The sequence below is a fragment of the Aeromonas sp. MR19 genome, assembly GCF_963899305.1.
Lineage (GTDB): Bacteria > Pseudomonadota > Gammaproteobacteria > Enterobacterales > Aeromonadaceae > Aeromonas > Aeromonas bestiarum.
Genome location: NZ_CAWQWZ010000011.1, coordinates 1,133,012 through 1,149,301 on the forward strand (window position 1 = coordinate 1,133,012; position 16,290 = coordinate 1,149,301).

15 protein-coding genes are annotated in these 16,290 nt (G+C 61.4%); 12 read left to right on the forward strand and 3 right to left on the reverse strand.

What is annotated here, in order from left to right; translation table 11 throughout:
• Positions 1-131: 131 nt before the first annotated feature.
• Positions 132-2,582: a sensor domain-containing protein gene (locus tag AACQ95_RS10910; protein ID WP_241278582.1), complete on the forward strand. Its 2,451-nt coding sequence runs from the start codon at positions 132-134 to the stop codon at positions 2,580-2,582.
• A gap of 40 nt (positions 2,583-2,622) precedes the next feature.
• Here AACQ95_RS10910 and AACQ95_RS10915 read toward each other — a convergent pair whose 3' ends face one another.
• Positions 2,623-2,922: a hypothetical protein gene (locus tag AACQ95_RS10915; RefSeq protein WP_241278583.1), complete on the reverse strand. Its 300-nt coding sequence runs from the start codon at positions 2,920-2,922 to the stop codon at positions 2,623-2,625.
• A 168-nt stretch (positions 2,923-3,090) separates the two neighbouring features.
• Between AACQ95_RS10915 and acs the strand changes: the two genes are divergently transcribed.
• The 8 genes from acs (at position 3,091) to AACQ95_RS10955 (ending at position 11,080) form a co-directional block, all read left to right on the forward strand.
• Positions 3,091-5,037, forward strand: a complete 1,947-nt coding sequence (acs, locus tag AACQ95_RS10920; RefSeq protein ID WP_241278584.1) for an acetate--CoA ligase — start codon at positions 3,091-3,093, stop codon at positions 5,035-5,037.
• 2 nt (positions 5,038-5,039) lie between these two features.
• Positions 5,040-5,162, forward strand: a complete 123-nt coding sequence (locus AACQ95_RS10925; protein ID WP_262108529.1) for a hypothetical protein — start codon at positions 5,040-5,042, stop codon at positions 5,160-5,162.
• A 265-nt stretch (positions 5,163-5,427) separates the two neighbouring features.
• The gene (aroQ, locus tag AACQ95_RS10930; protein ID WP_043140128.1) at positions 5,428-5,877 is read left to right on the forward strand and encodes a type II 3-dehydroquinate dehydratase; all 450 of its coding nucleotides are present in this window, start codon (positions 5,428-5,430) and stop codon (positions 5,875-5,877) included.
• A 36-nt stretch (positions 5,878-5,913) separates the two neighbouring features.
• The gene (gene accB / locus AACQ95_RS10935; protein ID WP_043140125.1) at positions 5,914-6,369 is read left to right on the forward strand and encodes an acetyl-CoA carboxylase biotin carboxyl carrier protein; all 456 of its coding nucleotides are present in this window, start codon (positions 5,914-5,916) and stop codon (positions 6,367-6,369) included.
• A gap of 15 nt (positions 6,370-6,384) precedes the next feature.
• A complete protein-coding gene (accC, locus tag AACQ95_RS10940) occupies positions 6,385-7,725 on the forward strand; it encodes an acetyl-CoA carboxylase biotin carboxylase subunit (protein WP_042866664.1) in 1,341 nt (446 codons plus the stop codon).
• Between the two features lie 127 nt (positions 7,726-7,852).
• Positions 7,853-8,116 (forward strand): YhdT family protein, encoded by a 264-nt coding sequence (locus tag AACQ95_RS10945; RefSeq protein ID WP_131729601.1) that lies wholly within the window; start codon positions 7,853-7,855, stop codon positions 8,114-8,116.
• Positions 8,106-9,563, forward strand: coding sequence for a sodium/pantothenate symporter (gene panF, locus AACQ95_RS10950; RefSeq protein ID WP_241278585.1), 1,458 nt, complete (start codon positions 8,106-8,108; stop codon positions 9,561-9,563). Before AACQ95_RS10945 ends, panF begins: the two co-directional genes overlap by 11 nt.
• An 89-nt stretch (positions 9,564-9,652) precedes the next feature.
• Positions 9,653-11,080: a PTS transporter subunit EIIC gene (locus AACQ95_RS10955; protein ID WP_098982746.1), complete on the forward strand. Its 1,428-nt coding sequence runs from the start codon at positions 9,653-9,655 to the stop codon at positions 11,078-11,080.
• Between the two features lie 2 nt (positions 11,081-11,082).
• On the opposite strand, the gene AACQ95_RS10960 is transcribed toward AACQ95_RS10955, so the two are convergent.
• Positions 11,083-11,955 (reverse strand): LysR family transcriptional regulator, encoded by an 873-nt coding sequence (locus tag AACQ95_RS10960; protein WP_043140115.1) that lies wholly within the window; start codon positions 11,953-11,955, stop codon positions 11,083-11,085.
• A gap of 100 nt (positions 11,956-12,055) precedes the next feature.
• Between AACQ95_RS10960 and AACQ95_RS10965 the strand changes: the two genes are divergently transcribed.
• From AACQ95_RS10965 to AACQ95_RS10975, 3 genes are all read left to right on the forward strand, one after another.
• A complete protein-coding gene (locus AACQ95_RS10965; RefSeq protein ID WP_241278586.1) occupies positions 12,056-13,072 on the forward strand; it encodes a zinc-binding alcohol dehydrogenase family protein in 1,017 nt (338 codons plus the stop codon).
• A gap of 527 nt (positions 13,073-13,599) precedes the next feature.
• The gene (prmA, locus tag AACQ95_RS10970) at positions 13,600-14,478 is read left to right on the forward strand and encodes a 50S ribosomal protein L11 methyltransferase (protein WP_098982739.1); all 879 of its coding nucleotides are present in this window, start codon (positions 13,600-13,602) and stop codon (positions 14,476-14,478) included.
• A gap of 174 nt (positions 14,479-14,652) precedes the next feature.
• Positions 14,653-15,228 carry a sugar O-acetyltransferase gene (locus AACQ95_RS10975; RefSeq protein WP_241278587.1) on the forward strand — a complete coding sequence of 192 codons (576 nt, stop codon included), beginning with the start codon at positions 14,653-14,655 and terminating at the stop codon, positions 15,226-15,228.
• 489 nt (positions 15,229-15,717) lie between these two features.
• Here the strand turns inward: AACQ95_RS10975 and AACQ95_RS10980 are convergent, their stop codons facing one another.
• A complete protein-coding gene (locus AACQ95_RS10980) occupies positions 15,718-16,266 on the reverse strand; it encodes an NAD(P)H nitroreductase (RefSeq protein WP_241278588.1) in 549 nt (182 codons plus the stop codon).
• Positions 16,267-16,290 lie beyond the last annotated feature (24 nt).

Below are 16,290 nucleotides of genomic sequence, written 5' to 3' on the forward strand. Positions count from 1 at the left end.
TTGACAAGCCAACCTCTGAACGGGTCAGGCACCAGATAGGGGGCAAATGCAGCCCCCTCTCTTCCCTCCAAAGCGCTTCATGCCATACTGACAACACCTTAAATGACAATAAAGTCAATTCAGGAGCCGTCATGCGTGAAGAGACATCCGAATCCATGCCTGATCCACCGATACCAGGTCAGCTGAATCCAAACGAGCTGCAGCAACTGTTCGAGCTGGCGCCGTTTGGCATAGGCGTGTTCGACCGCCAATTTCGCTGTCGCAGCGTCAATCAGACCCTCGCCGATATCAATGGCCTCTCCCGGGAGGATCACTACGGCAAATACCTGCGTGAGATAGTGCCGACGCTGGCGCCTGTGCTGGAACCCCTGTTCCAGCAGATCATCAGCAGCGGCGTCCCCCAGGTGGAGCTGAGCCTGAGCGGCCAGACGGCGGCGCATCAGGGCCAGCAACGGCACTGGCAGGCCATTTACAGCCCCATGCGGGATGAGCAGGGCACGCCTGACGGCATCCTGACCATAGTGCGGGATGTGACCGAGCAGGTCGAGGCACAGCAACGGCTGCAACTGGCCATGAGCGCCGGCCAGGTCGGGGTCTGGGAGTGGCATGTGGCAGAGGATCGGCTGCAATTTGATGGTCAGGTCGAGCGCCTGCTCGGCACGCAAGCCAATCAGTTTCAGGGGGGAATGGATCAGTTCATCAAGCGCTTCGACCCGGTATCGGGGGAACAGCTCAGATCGGCACTCAAGGGCACGGCCCCCCTTCATCTGACCCTGAGCTATCTGGGGCCAGATCAGGTGCGGGGCTGGGTCGATCTCCACGCCGATCACGTGGCGGCCACCGACAGTCTGGGGCGTCGCATCATGGGGGTGCTCCACGACGCGACCGATCGCTGCATTCAGGAGGACCGGCTGCGCCAGGCCAATGTGGTATTCGAAACCACGGCCGAGGGCATCATCATCATGGATGGCCAACGCCAGATCATCTCGGTCAACCCGGCCTTCTGCAACATGACCCAATATGAAGCGGACGAGATAGTGGGCAAGTCGCCGGAATCCATCATGCATCCGCGCCGCCATACCGACATCGACTACCCCTGGCATACCCTGCTGCCCGGCAGCCATGCCTGGCACGGGGAGATGATGTGCCTGCGCAAGGATGGTGGCTACTTCACCTCCTGGCAGCACGTCAGCGCCGTCTACGACAGCCGCCACAACACCACCCACTACGTGATCGCCTTCTCCGACATCAGCGCCATCCGCAAGGCCGAGGCACAGCTCAATCACCTCGCCTATCACGATCCCCTGACCGAGCTCGGCAACCGCAACCTGCTGCAGGAGCGGCTCGAACTGGAGCTCAAGACAGCCCAGCTCAACCGGCAGCGGCTCGCCCTGCTGTTCATCGACCTGGACGGCTTCAAGCTGATCAATGACAACCTGGGCCACAGGGCGGGGGATCAGCTGCTCAAGCTGCTGGCCGAACGCATCCGCCTCTGCCTGCGTCACAACGATGTGGCCACCCGGCTCGGTGGGGATGAATTCCTGGTGCTGATCCCCTATTTCGAGCAGCCAGAAGAGCTGGAGCGGCTCGCCGAACAGCTGCTGGCCCGCCTGCGCGAGCCGGTCGAGCTGGCGCACGAGCAAGTCGCCGTCTCCGCCAGCATAGGCATAGCCCTCTACCCGGAACACGCCCAGAACCCGGATGCCCTGGTCAGCGCAGCCGACAACGCCATGTACGAGGCCAAGAGCCAGGGTCGCAACGGCTATCTGTTCTACACCCCCGGCATGGCCGAGCAGATCCGTGAACGCATGAGCATGGAGCAGGGACTGATCAAGGCCATAGAACAGCATCAGCTCTGCATCCTGTACCAGCCCATGACGGATCTGACCAGCAACCGCCTGAGCGGGCTGGAGGCCCTGCTGCGCTGGCAGCATCCCGACGAGGGCATGATAGTCCCCGCCCGCTTCATCCCGGTGGCCGAGGAGTGCGGTCTGATAGAGCAGATTGGGGAGTGGGTGATGCGCACCGCCTGTCAGCAAGGGCAGACGTGGCTGGCGGCCGGGCTGTCGGTGCCACGGCTCTCGGTCAATGTCTCGGTGCGGGAGATGCGATCCCTTGGTTATGTGGAGCGGGTCGCCGCCATTCTGGCGGAGACAGGTTTCCCGCCTGAGCGGCTGGAAATAGAGGTCACGGAGAGCATCATACAGCGGGTCGATCAGAGCCTTTTGCTGTTCACCCGCCTGAAGGCGCTGGGAGTGCAGATCGCCATCGACGACTTCGGAACCGGCTTCTCATCTCTGAGCCTGCTGAAAAGCCTGCCCATCGATCGCATCAAGATAGACCGCACCTTCGTGCAGGCCCTGCCGGATGACAAGCACAGCCGGGAGCTGTGCCGCACCATCATCAACCTGGCCGACAGCCTGAACATGGCAGTCACCGCCGAGGGGATAGAGACCCAGGCTCAGCGCCAGTTTCTGCAATCCCTGCACTGCCAGGAGGGACAGGGCTATCTGTTCAGCCACCCCTTGACCGAACCCCATCTGGCGGCGCAGCTGGCTCCCCAGAAGGGAGTCTGGTGTTGAAACGGGCGTGGCAGCAACCGCTCGATGACAGATAAACAACTCACTCGCTGAACGTCAATCGGGCACCCCATCCCTCACTCTGGCCCTGGGGCGAGTCTGCCAGCAGCGAATTCTGTGGATAGGGCGACTTTTTCTCTTCGAGGGTGACGGACACCGGCGGTTTGCGGGCCAGAAATGCACTCCCCATCAGCTCGGCGACACGCTCCCGCACCGCCGGCGAGCCCGTCTGTTCGCGGGTCACGGCAAACTCTTTGGGCTGGGGAGCCGCCAGTACCGCGTCATCGGCAAGCGGGGGGGCATCGAACTGCCAGAGGGAGGTGCAAAGGAGCAAGGACAGCATGGCTATCTCCATCGATAAAACCGATGTTTTTACTCAATCACGGATGAATTGTCACTCATGGTGCTGTAAGCGGATGTTTCCATCTATCCAAAAGTCTAATTGCCCTCCCTCGCCAAAGGTATAAGTTGTTATCTAATCATTACGGGAATGTATTCAAAGGAGTGACAGATGAGCGAGAGCAAGGTCTACCCGGTCAAGGCCCACATCAGCAAGGGCGCCCTGTTGGACAAGGCAGGCTATGAGGCCATGTACCAGGCCTCGGTGCAGGATCCGGATGCCTTCTGGGGTGAGCAGGGAAAAATCCTCGACTGGATCAAGCCCTATACCAAGGTCAAGAACACCTCCTACGATCCGGGCCACGTCTCCATCAAGTGGTATGAAGATGGCCTGCTCAACGTCTCGGCCAACTGCCTGGATCGCCATCTGGCACAGCGCGGTGACAAGGTCGCCATCATCTGGGAAGGGGACAACCCGGCCGAGGATCGCAAGCTGACCTATCGCGAGCTGCACGCCGAGGTGTGCAAGTTTGCCAACGTATTGAAAGCACAAGGTGTGCATCGGGGTGACGTGGTCTGCCTCTACATGCCCATGGTGCCGGAAGCGGCCATCGCCATGCTGGCCTGTACCCGCATCGGCGCCGTGCACAGCATAGTCTTCGGCGGCTTCTCGCCGGAGGCCCTGGCCGGTCGCATCATAGACTCCGGCTCCTCCATCGTCATCACGGCCGACGAGGGGCTGCGCGGCGGCCGCCCTGTCCCGCTCAAGAAGAACGTGGATGAAGCGCTCACCAACCCGGATACCCAGGTCAGCAAGGTGATAGTGCTCAAGCGTACCGGCGGCAAGGTCGCCTGGCACGGTCACAGGGACATCTGGTGGCACGAAGCCATCGCAACCATCAGTGCCGACTGCCCGCCCGAGGCCATGGGTGCCGAGGATCCCCTGTTCGTCCTCTACACCTCGGGTTCCACCGGCAAGCCCAAAGGTGTGCTGCACACCACGGGTGGCTATCTGGTCTATGCCACCCTCACCTTCAAGTACATCTTTGACTACCACGAGGAAGACATCTACTGGTGTACCGCCGATGTGGGCTGGGTCACCGGCCACTCCTATCTGGTCTACGGGCCGCTCGCCAACGGCGCCACCACCATCATGTTCGAAGGGGTGCCCAACTACCCGGCCACCAACCGCATGAGCCAGGTGGTGGACAAGCACCAGGTCAGCATCCTCTATACGGCGCCGACGGCGATCCGCGCCCTGATGGCCAAGGGCCGTGATGCGGTCGAGGGTACCTCGCGTTCGAGCCTGCGCATCATGGGTTCCGTGGGTGAGCCCATCAACCCGGAAGCCTGGGAGTGGTACTACCGCACCATAGGCGAGGAGCGCTGCCCCATAGTCGATACCTGGTGGCAGACCGAAACCGGCGGCATCCTCATCAGCCCGCTGCCCGGCGTCACCGATCTCAAGCCAGGCTCGGCCACCCGTCCCTTCTTCGGCGTGCAGCCGGCGCTGGTGGACAACATGGGCGAACCGCTGGAGGGGGCCACCGAGGGCAACCTGGTGATCACCGACTCCTGGCCGGGCCAGATGCGCACCGTGTTCGGCGATCACGAACGCTTCGAGCAGACCTACTTCTCCACCTTCCCGGGCCGCTACTTCACCGGCGACGGCGCTCGTCGCGACGAGGATGGTTACTACTGGATCACCGGGCGGGTGGATGATGTACTGAACGTCTCGGGCCACCGCATGGGCACAGCCGAAATTGAATCTGCGCTGGTATCCCATCCCAAGGTTGCCGAAGCGGCCGTGGTGGGGGTGCCCCACGAGATCAAGGGTCAGGGCATCTACGCCTATGTCACCCTGATCGCCGGGGAAGAGCCGAGCCGCGAGCTGCATAAAGAGGTGAAGGAGTGGGTCCGCAAGGAGATTGGCGCCATCGCCACCCCGGATGTGATCCACTGGGCCGAGGGGCTGCCCAAGACCCGTTCCGGCAAGATCATGCGCCGTATATTGCGCAAGATTGCCACCGGCGAGACCGACAGTCTGGGGGATATTTCCACCCTGGCCGATCCGGGCGTGGTCGACAAGCTCATCCGCGAAAAGTCAGAGGCGGCCTGATCATGCGCTCCATAATGCAGCGCAAGATCGCCACCGGTGAGACCGACAGTCTGGGGGATATCTCCACCCTGGCGGATCCGGGCGTAGTCGACAAGCTCATTCGCGAGAAGTCGGAAGCGGCTTGATCCCGCCCCTTATCCACCTCCAAAGCCGGCCCTGTGCCGGCTTTGTCGTCTCTGCTACTGAGCAACTTAACAGCTAACCGGAAGGCTCAAAAAACAGACAGATGTAGAGATTAGACCAGTAAAATGCTGCTAATTTTCACGAAATCAATATAATTGCGAAATCTGTGTACCAGTGCACACCGAATTGCGCAGAAAATGGCTAGATTTCTGGTAGTCCACAAGATAGCTGATAGATAGCAGCATTATCATCGAGGATGTACTCAATATGTCGCAACATCACCGAATTCTCCTGCTCAACGGGCCTAACCTGAACCTGCTGGGCAAACGGGAACCGGGCATCTACGGCAGCAAGACGCTCGACGAGATCGTTGCCGATCTGATGCACAACGCCAGCGAACTCGGCGCCACACTGGAACACCTGCAATCCAACGCCGAACATGAGTTGGTCAGCCGCATTCACCAGGCCATGGGCCAGGTGGATTTTATCATCATCAATCCGGCCGCCTTCACCCACACCAGCGTCGCCATTCGCGATGCGCTGCTGGGTGTGGCCATCCCCTTTATCGAGGTTCACCTGTCAAACGTCCATGCCAGGGAACCCTTCCGTCATCACTCCTATCTGTCTGATGTCGCCAGGGGGGTGATCTGCGGGCTGGGTGCCGATGGCTACCAATTCGCTTTAACCGCGGCCGTGCATCAGTTGCGCGCGGCTTGATAATCACTGATCAGATAAAGAAGAAAGAGAATGCTAATGGATATCCGCAAAATCAAGAAGCTGATTGAACTGGTTGAAGAGTCCGGCATCGCCGAACTGGAGATCTCCGAGGGTGAAGAGTCCGTTCGCATCAGCCGCAACTTCTCCGGTCAGGTGACCACCGCCATGCCGCAGATGATGATGCAGCCAGCCATGGCCCCTGCCGCCGCACCGGCAGCCAGCGCCGCAGCACCGACCGCAGAAGCGGCCGCGCCAAGTGGCCATCTGATGCGCTCCCCCATGGTGGGTTCCTTCTATCGCTCCTCCAGCCCGGAAGCCAAACCGTTCGCGGAAGTGGGTCAGCACGTCAATGTCGGCGATACCCTGTGCATCGTCGAAGCCATGAAAATGATGAACCAAATCGAGTCTGACAAGGCCGGCGTGATCAAAGCGATCCTGGTTGAAAATGGTCAGGCCGTCGAATTTGACGAGCCGCTGTTCATCATCGAATAAGGGAAATTGCCACCCATGTTGGACAAAGTAGTCATCGCCAACCGCGGTGAAATTGCCCTGCGGATCCTGCGCGCCTGCAAAGAGCTCGGGATCAAGACAGTGGCCGTTCACTCCACCGCCGATCGGGAGCTCAAACATGTGCTCCTGGCCGACGAAACCATCTGCATCGGCAAGCCTGCCAGCGGTGAATCCTACCTCAATGTGCCGGCCATCATAGCCGCCGCCGAGGTGACGGGTGCCGTTGCCATCCACCCGGGTTACGGCTTCCTCTCCGAGAACGCCGATTTCGCCGAAGTGGTCGAGAAATCCGGCTTCATCTTCATCGGCCCGCGCGCCGAGACCATTCGCCTGATGGGTGACAAGGTCTCCGCCATCGAGGCGATGAAGAAGGCTGGCGTACCTTGCGTACCCGGCTCCGACGGCCCCGTCGATAGCGATGCCAAGCACAACGCCGCCATCGCCAAGCGCATCGGTTATCCGGTGATCATCAAGGCCGCCGGTGGCGGTGGTGGTCGCGGCATGCGCGTGGTGCGCAGTGAAGCCGAGCTGGCTGCCGCCATCGCGCTGACCAAATCCGAAGCAGGCCAGTTCTTCAAGAACGACATGGTCTACATGGAGAAGTACCTGGAAAACCCGCGCCATATCGAAATTCAGATATTGGCAGACGGCCAGGGCAACGCCCTCTATCTGGGCGAGCGTGACTGCTCCATGCAGCGTCGCCACCAGAAAGTGGTCGAAGAGGCGCCGGCACCCGGCATCACCGAAGAGATGCGCAAGTTCATCGGCGAGCGCTGCGTGCGCGCCTGTATCGAGATCGGCTACCGCGGTGCGGGGACCTTCGAGTTCCTGTACGAAAACGGCGAGTTCTATTTCATCGAGATGAACACCCGGATCCAAGTTGAGCATCCGGTCACCGAGATGGTCACCAGCGTGGATCTGATCAAGGAGCAGCTGCGCATCGCCGCCGGTCAGCCCCTGTCGATCACCCAGCAGGACATCCGCATCCGTGGCCATGCCATCGAATGCCGGATCAACGCCGAAGACCCGGCCACCTTCATGCCGTCTCCGGGCCTGATCCAGCGCTTCCACGCGCCGGGTGGTCTGGGCGTACGTTGGGATTCCCACATCTACGCCGGTTACAAGGTGCCGCCTTACTACGACTCAATGATCGGCAAGCTGATCTGTTACGGCGAGAACCGTGACGTCGCCATCGCCCGCATGCGCCAGGCGCTGGACGAGCTGGTGGTGGAAGGGATCAAGACCAACGTCTCCCTGCAAAAAGAGATCATGAAGGACGAAAACTTCCAGCATGGTGGGACCAATATCCACTATCTGCACAAGAAGTTGGGTCTGTAAGGATCTAAGGCAGAACAATGACTTCCGATAGAAGTCAGCTCCGCAAGGAGCCTCTGTTGAAAAAGGGCCATGGCGACATGGCCCTTTTTTGTTATCCTTGCGCCCCTCAAAATTGTCGGAGGCCAAGGTGAATCGTTTCGCGCTCGCTCGCCGGGAAGCAGCCCTCTGCCTGCTGCTGACCCTGCTCTACTTCTTTGCCTGGTATGGCACTGCCTATTTCATCCCCGAAGAGATCGAATACTGGGACATGCCGCTCTGGTTCCTGCTCAGCTGCATGGTGATGCCGCTGCTGTTCATAGTGCTGTGCGGCCTGATGGTGGATCGCCTGTTTGTGGATATTCCCCTCGATACGCCTCATCCCCCTGCCAAGGAGTCCACCCATGAATCTTGAGCTGATGCTGCCGCTCATTATCTATCTGGTGCTGGTGCTGGGAGTCGGCTTCTGGGCCAGCCGCCACCGCGCCGGCGGCGACTTCGTGCAGGAGTACTTCATCGGCAACCGCAGCATGGGCGGTCTGGTGCTGGCCATGACGCTGGTGGCCACCTACACCTCGGCCTCCTCCTTTATCGGCGGGCCCGGTGCTGCCTACAAAATCGGCCTTGGCTGGGTGCTGCTGGCGATGATCCAGCTGCCCACCGTCTGGCTCACCCTGGGAGTGCTCGGCAAGAAGTTCGCCATCATAGCCCGCCGGGTCAATGCGGTGACCATCAACGACATGCTGTGGGCCCGCTACCAGAGCAAGGCGGTGGTGGTGCTGGGCTCCGTCACCATCATCCTCGCCTTTATCGCGACCATGGTGGTGCAGTTTATCGGCGGCGCCCGCCTGCTGGAGACGGCCACCGGCCTCAGCTATCAGCAGGGGCTCTTCCTGTTTGCCAGCTGCGTGCTGCTCTACACTGTGATCGGCGGCTTTCGCGCCGTGGTGATGACCGATGCCCTGCAGGGCATCATCATGCTGATCGGCACCGGCGCCCTGCTGGCAGGGATCCTGGTGGCAGGCGACGGCCTGCCCAACCTCATCCACCAGCTCAAGGTGATAGATCCCAAGCTGGTGAGCCCGCAGGGGGCCGGCGACATGCTGACCCAGCCCTTCATGCTGAGCTTCTGGATCCTGGTCTGTGTCGGTGTGGTGGGGCTGCCCCACTCGGCCCTGCGCTGCTTTGGCTATCGCGACAGCAAGGCGCTGCACAGAGGCATTCTCATCGGTACAGTAGTCAGCGCCCTGCTGATGTTCGGCATGCACCTGGCCGGGGCGCTCGGTCGCGCCATCCTGCCCGGCATGGACAGCCCGGACAAGATCATGCCCTCGCTGATGATGGAGGTGCTCCCCCCCTGGCTGGCCGGGGTCTTCCTGGCGGCGCCCATGGCGGCCATCATGTCTACCATCGACTCCCAGCTGATCCAGGCCTCCGCGACCCTGGTGAAGGATCTCTACCTCAACTACCTCAGTCCGAAGCAGGAGAAGCTGGAAGTGCGCATTCCCCGCCTCTCCCTGCTCTGCACCCTGATCCTGGGCACGCTGGTGCTGCTGGCGGCGCTGCAGCCCCCCGAGATGATCATCTGGCTCAACCTGCTCGCCTTCGGCGGACTGCAGGCCGTGTTCCTGTGGCCGCTGGTACTCGGCCTCTACTGGTCGCGGGCCAACGGCCCCGGCGCCCTGGCCTGCATGGTGTCCGGCATCGTCTGCTATGGCGTGCTGAGTCAGTGGGGGATCAAGCTGGCCGGACTGCACGCCATAGTGCCGAGCCTGGGGCTGGGACTGGCCGCCTTCGTGGTGGTCAGCCTGATGACACCGCCACCCGGCCAGAGCGTGCGGCGATTGTTTGAACAGCAATAACAAATAGATTAATAAAGGGTTCCAAAACTATCCCAAAATGGGTGTTTTGCGGGTAAACTGTGCGCCAAGTCACAAAACGCCGCGCCCTTATGCCAGTACAGAACGCCAGACAGATCCTGACTCATGCCCTGCAACGACTCGGCTATGCCCTGTTGTTGCCGGTCTCCATACTGCCGCTGGCGGCCCTGCTCTATCGGCTCGGTCAGCCGGATGTGCTGGATCTGGCGGTGCTCTCCCTCACGGGGCGCGCTCTGTTCAGCCAGATGCCGCTCATCTACGCGGTGGCCATCGCCTTCGGCCTGAGCCGGCAGGGAGAGGGCACCCAGGCGCTGGCCGGGGCGGTCAACTTCCTGCTGCTGAGTTCGGCACTGGGCACCCTGGCCCCCGGCCTGCATGCGGACATGATCTGCGGCCTGCTGGCGGGCATGACCACGGCCATCGTCTACCCCTGGGTGAAACGGCACACACTGTCTGGCTGGTTGCAGAGAGTGAATGGGGACTTCCTCTGCCTGTTCGCCTCGGCGCTCAGCTGCCTGTTGCTGGCGTTCCCTCTCTCCCTGTTCTGGCCGTTGCTGGAACAGGGCATCACGCTGCTGGCCTCAGAGCTGCTCACCACCCCGCTGGGGGCCTTTTGCTATGGCGTGCTGAACCGCTTGCTGATCCCCCTCGGCCTGCATCAGGTATTGGGCAGCCTGATGGGGTTGGGCGAGAGCAACCTGCTGGCGCTGGCCAGCGCCCAGCCGCTGCACGAAGGCTATGTGGCCGGGCTCTACCCCATCATAATGTTCGGCCTGCCCGGCGCCTGTTTTGCCATCTGGCTGCACCGCCAGCGCATGCAGCGCCTGCCGCAGGGGGGCCTGCTGCTCACCCTGGCGCTCACCTCGGCGCTGGTGGGGATCACCGAACCCATAGAGTTCCTGTTCGCCTTCACCGCCCCCTGGCTGTTTCTGGCCCACGCCCTGCTGACCGGGCTATCGCTCGCCATCTGCAGCGCCCTTGGCATCCAGGTGGGCAGTTACTTCTCTGCCGGCCTGCTGGATCTGGTACTGAGCTATCAGTCCGGCGAGCACAGCTTCTGGCTCATTCCGGTCGGCATCCTCTTCTTCGTCGCCTATACCCTGCTGTTCTATCAACTGCTGGAACGCGCCCCCCTCAGCCTGCCGAGCAAGCCCATCGCCAAAGAGCATCCACGGCTGGCGAGCGTCGCCCCCTCGGATCCCCAGATGCTGGCGATCCAGTATCTCAAGGTGCTGGGCGGGATGGACAACCTGCAGGCCATGAGCGTCTGCCTGACCCGTCTCAGCCTGCGGGTGCGCGACATAGCGCTGGTGGATCAGTCCCGTCTGCTGGGGCTGGGTTGCCTCTCCTGGATCCAGCTCAACGACCATCAGCTGGTGCTGGTGCTGGGCCCCAATGCCAGCCTGATCGAGGGGCAGATCCGCATGCTGGCGGAGCGCCAGTCGGTGCCGCTCGGCCTCAAGCCCAACCAGGAGTCCGCCAGCCAGAGCAACTGGTAGCCTCAGGCAAACGGCAGCCGCTCGGCGACGAAGTCCATCAGCGAGCGCAAGGCGGGCGCCAGATGTTCCCGGCTCGGGTAGATGAGGTAGAAGGGATTGGGCGGTATGGGGTGATCCGGCAACACCTTGTGTAGCCGCCCCGCAGCCAGATCCTGTTGGCAAACGTGATGGGGCAGCAGGGCAATGCCCCCCTCGTGCAACGCCAGCTCCCGCAACGCCAGCAAACTGTTGCTGATGCAGGCCCCTTGCGGCCGCCAGCCCCCCTCCTGCAGTGGCCACACCGGCAATGCCGAGTGCACCAGACAAGGGTGGAGTCCCAGCTCAGACAACTGCTGCGGCGCGCCATGGGTCGCCAGATAACCGGGAGCCGCCACCAGATGGCGCGGCACCTGACCGATGCGCCGGCAGATGAGGCTGGAATCTTTCAGCGGCGCCGCCCGTAGCGCCAGATCATAACCCTCCCCCACCAGATCCAGCTGCTCGTCACTCAGGGTCAGCTCCAGCACCACCTCGGGATAGAGGGCACGAAACTCGGCCAGGATCCGGCCAAGCAGCAGGGTGCCGGTCGCCTCGGGCGCAGTGATCCTTACCCGGCCAGCGGGGGCGGTGCGCAGCCGCGCCATCGCCAGGTTGGCACTGCGGGCCAGCGCCAGCAGCGCCCGGCACTGCTCCACGTAGATCTCTCCCTGCGGGGTCAGGCTCAGCCGGCGGGTGGTGCGCTGCAGCAGTCGCACCCCGAGCTGGGCTTCGAGCCGCGAGATCTTCTGGCTCACCGAGGACTTGGGCATGCCGAGCGCCTCGGCGGCACCGGTAAAACTGCCCTGCTCCACCACGGTAGCGAACAGCCCCATCAACTCCAGTTCGACATTGTTCATATATTCAAACAGTCTTTACCAATTACCCATCTTAATCAGGATAATCAATCAGACTAGAGTGGCTGGCAATCCCAATCCATCCGATTTGAAAGGAACTGCCATGAAAGCCATCGCCCTCACCCATTATCTGCCCAGCGATCACCCCCACTGCTTCATCGAGGCCAATCTGCCCGACCCGACCCCGGGCCCGCGGGATCTGCTGGTGAAAGTGACGGCAACCTCGGTCAACCCGGTGGACACCAAAGTCCGCGCTCCCAAGGCCAAGGTTGAGGAGACGCCCCGCGTGCTGGGCTGGGATGCTGTCGGCGAAGTCGTGGCCGTCGGCCATGAGGTTAGCTTGTTCAAGGCGGGCGACAGAGTCTGGTATGCCGGCGACATCAGTCGCCCCGGCAGCAACAGCGCATTGCAGCTGGTGGATGAGCGCATCGCCGCCCTTGCCCCCACCAGCCTGACAGACCCGGAAGCCGCCGCTCTGCCGCTCACCGCCATCACCGCCTGGGAGGCGCTGTTCGAGCGCATCGGCTTTCGCCGCGAGAGCATGGGCAAGCTGCTCATCATAGGCGGTGCCGGCGGCGTCGGCTCCATCGCCATCCAGCTGGCCCGCCAGCTCACCAACATGGAGGTGATCGCCACCGCCTCCCGGCCAGAAAGCCGTGAATGGTGTCTGGCAATGGGGGCCCATCAGGTGGTGAGCCATCACCAGTTGCAGGCAGAGCTCACCGCCCTTGGCGTCACCCAGCTCGATGCCATCTTCTGCACCAATGCCACCGAGCAGCACTGGGATGCCATGGCCAGCCTGATTCGCCCGTTCGGCCACATCTGCACCATCGCCGAATCCAGCGAGCCCTGGGATCTGGGCCTGCTCAAGAGCAAGAGCGTCACCTTCAGCCAGGAGTTCATGTTCACCCGCTCCCTGTTCCAGACCCCGGATATGATCGAGCAACACAAGCTGCTGAGCCGGGTCGCCACCCTCCTCGATCAAGGGGTGCTCAAGACCACGCTCACCCGCACCCTGGCCGAGCTGACCCCAGTCACCCTGGCCCGGGCTCATGCCGAGGTGGAAGCGGGTCGCATGGTCGGCAAGCTGGTGATCGACATGAGTCGATTCGGCAACTAATCCCTTATAGGTAAAAACTGCACCATCATGGGGTGAATTCACCAGTGACAGGCCCCATCAGTGCACAGTTCACAACAGGCACCAGACAGTCACCACGCAGCATCACTCCAAAAAACGATAAAAAAGGGGCCATCCCGCCGGGATGGCCCTAAATACCTGAACGTTGGGGTAACAATCACACACATATCCTTATGCAGGACATCTCCATCTTTGCATCTTGTGTGCCAATCCCCCGGATCTGCGCCCTTTCTTCACGCGCATCCCCACACAGCAACCCACGCAAGCCTGCTAACCGCCAGCAGGTAAAAAAAAAGCCACCCTAAGGTGGCTGAAAAAGATGACGGAACTTTCCTAGAGCAAAGCATTCAGCGGGAACAGGTTGCTTCCCGTCACCCAATGAGGAATACATTAACCGTGCCAACTTGGCAGAGTTCTCTTCCTGCGCCATGCCGACATGGGCAAACCACGACAGCACAGGCCCATGATGATAGAATCTCGCGGTTTCACATTTATGAAGAGTCGACGCCATGCCCTGGATACAAATTCGAATCAACGCCACTGCCAAGACAGCAGACAAGGTGAGCAACATGCTGCTGGGGCGTGGAGCCCAGGCCGTGACCTTTATGGATGCCCAGGATGTACCCGTCTACGAGCCGCTGCCCGGTGAAACCCCGCTCTGGGGCGAGACCGAAGTGATGGGCTTGTTCGATGCCGAAACCGATCCGGCCCCCACCATCGCCTTCTTCCAGCAGATCTTCGGGGAAGACGTGGGCTACAAGGTCGAGCAGCTGGAAGACAAGGACTGGGTGCGCGAGTGGATGGATCACTTCCACCCCATGCAGTTTGGCGAGCGACTCTGGATCTGCCCGAGCTGGCGCGACGTGCCCAATCCGGATGCGGTCAACGTCATGCTTGATCCGGGTCTGGCCTTCGGTACCGGCACCCACCCCACCACGGCGCTCTGCCTGCAGTGGCTGGACGGGCTGGATCTGGCCGGTAAAACCGTGGTCGATTTCGGCTGCGGCTCCGGCATCCTCGGTATCGCCGCCCTGAAACTGGGCGCCGCCCGCGTCATCGGCATCGACATAGACCCGCAGGCCATTCAGGCCAGCCATGACAACGCCGAGCGCAACGGTGTCGCCGGCCAGATCGAACTCTACCTGCCGGCGGATCAGCCGCAAGGGGTGGAAGCGGACGTGGTGGTGGCCAACATCCTGGCCGGCCCGCTGCGCGAACTCGCCCCGCTCATCGCCGGCCACGGCAAAGCGGGCAGTCTGATGGCCCTCTCCGGCGTGCTGGAGAGCCAGGCCCCGGAGCTGGAAACCATCTACGGCCAGTGGTTCGACATGGACCCGACCGCTGTGAAAGAGGAGTGGTGCCGCCTCTCCGGCCGCAAACACGGCTGATAGAGACAAGCATCTTCGATGTCTGCAGCAGCAGACCAACAAGGGCACCCCAGGGTGCCCTTGTTGTTTCTCAGCGCCAGCCGTGCACCCTTCTGCCCACTCTGGGGAGAACTTCACGCTTCTCTGCGCCTAGATGGCTTATTCTCTCCTCCTCCACCCCATTGAGTCCCAGCCATGACCGAATATCAGAAAATGATCAGCAGCCAGCCCTATAACTGCATGGCGCCGGAGCTGGATGTCCTGCGCCGGGAGACGGCGCGCTTGTACCGCCGTTTCAATCGCAGCGACGAGGAGGAGGAACAGCTGGCGCTGCTGCGGGAGATAGTCGGCGAGCTGGCGGAGAACGCCTTTATCTGCCCGCCCCTCTACTGCACCTATGGCCGCCATATCAGCCTGGGAAAGGATTCCTATATCAACATGGGAGCCACCATGCTGGACAACGCACCGATCCGCATCGGCGCCAACGTCATGATAGGGCCGAACGTGCAGATCTATACCGCCGCCCACGCACTGGCAGCCGATGAGCGTATCCAGGGGGTGGAGACGGCGCTGCCGGTGACCATAGAAGACAGGGTCTGGATCGGCGGCGGCGCCATACTGCTGCCCGGTGTCACCATAGGGCGGGAAGCCATTGTCGGCGCGGGCGCCGTGGTCACCAAAGACGTGCCGGCCGGTGCCCGGGTGGTAGGCAACCCGGCCCGGATCCTGGCTGCCAAGGCAAACATCACCCAGCAGCAAAGCTGCCCATAAAAATAAAGCCCAATGTCATAAAGACCACGCTGGTCTGTAAAAAGGGGCTGCTTGCTAGAGCTGATGGGATCTGTGCCTGAAAAAACGCAGATAAAAATGAAGCCCAACGTCATAACGACCACGCTGGTCTGTAAAAAGGGTTGCTTGCCGGGGAGATGGGAGCTGTACCTGAAAAGTGCAGATAAAAATGAAGCCCAATGTCATAACGACGTTGGGCTGTAAAAAGGTGCTACGGAATTGCGACTCTCATCGCAGAAAATTAGAAGGGGTCACCTTCTAAACTGGCACAGGGATATTAACGAGGCGCAAACGTTTTACATAGCGTAATCAACCAGGATTGAGAACAGCCTCTCACTATTTAAAAAATTCCCTGCCAAGCCCCATCCCCCTCTTGGCAAGCATTTATTTATCAGTACAGCCTAGGGCTCGTGATCGGGCGGGATCAAAAAAGCCCTGACAAATCAGGGCTTTGGCTGAAATTGATACGACTTAGAAGCGACGGACAAACTCATCCGGCGGCAGTTCGCGCAACTTGCGCGCCTCCAGCATGGGGGTGCCGAGGTAGAGGAAACCCACCAGTTGATCCTCCGGTGCCAGCCCCAGCCCGGCGTTGACCCGCTCATCGAAGATGAACCAACCGGAGCGCCAGATGCCGTTGAAGCCCTGGGCCTGAGCCGCCATCTGCATCGCCATCAGGGCGCAACCGGCGGAGAGTTCCTGCTCCAGTTTCGGTACCTTGGGGTGGGCCTGATAGCGGGTGGCGACGGCCACCAGCAAGGGAGCGCGCAGCGGCGCCTCCTGGCACTTCTTGATGCTCTCTTCATCTTCGCCACGGGCACGGGCGGCCTCGGCCAGCAGAGCCCCCAGCCGCTCCCGCCCCTCCCCTTCAAACAGGATGAACTGCCAAGGCGTCAGAGTGCCGTGATCCGGCACGCGCAGCCCTGCCTTGAGGATATTGTCGAGCACCTCACCGCTGGGGGCGGGTGTGGTCAGGCGGCCACAGGAGTGGCGGTTGAGCAACAGAGTGAGGGCATCCATGGGCAAATCCTTGTCAGGGGCTGT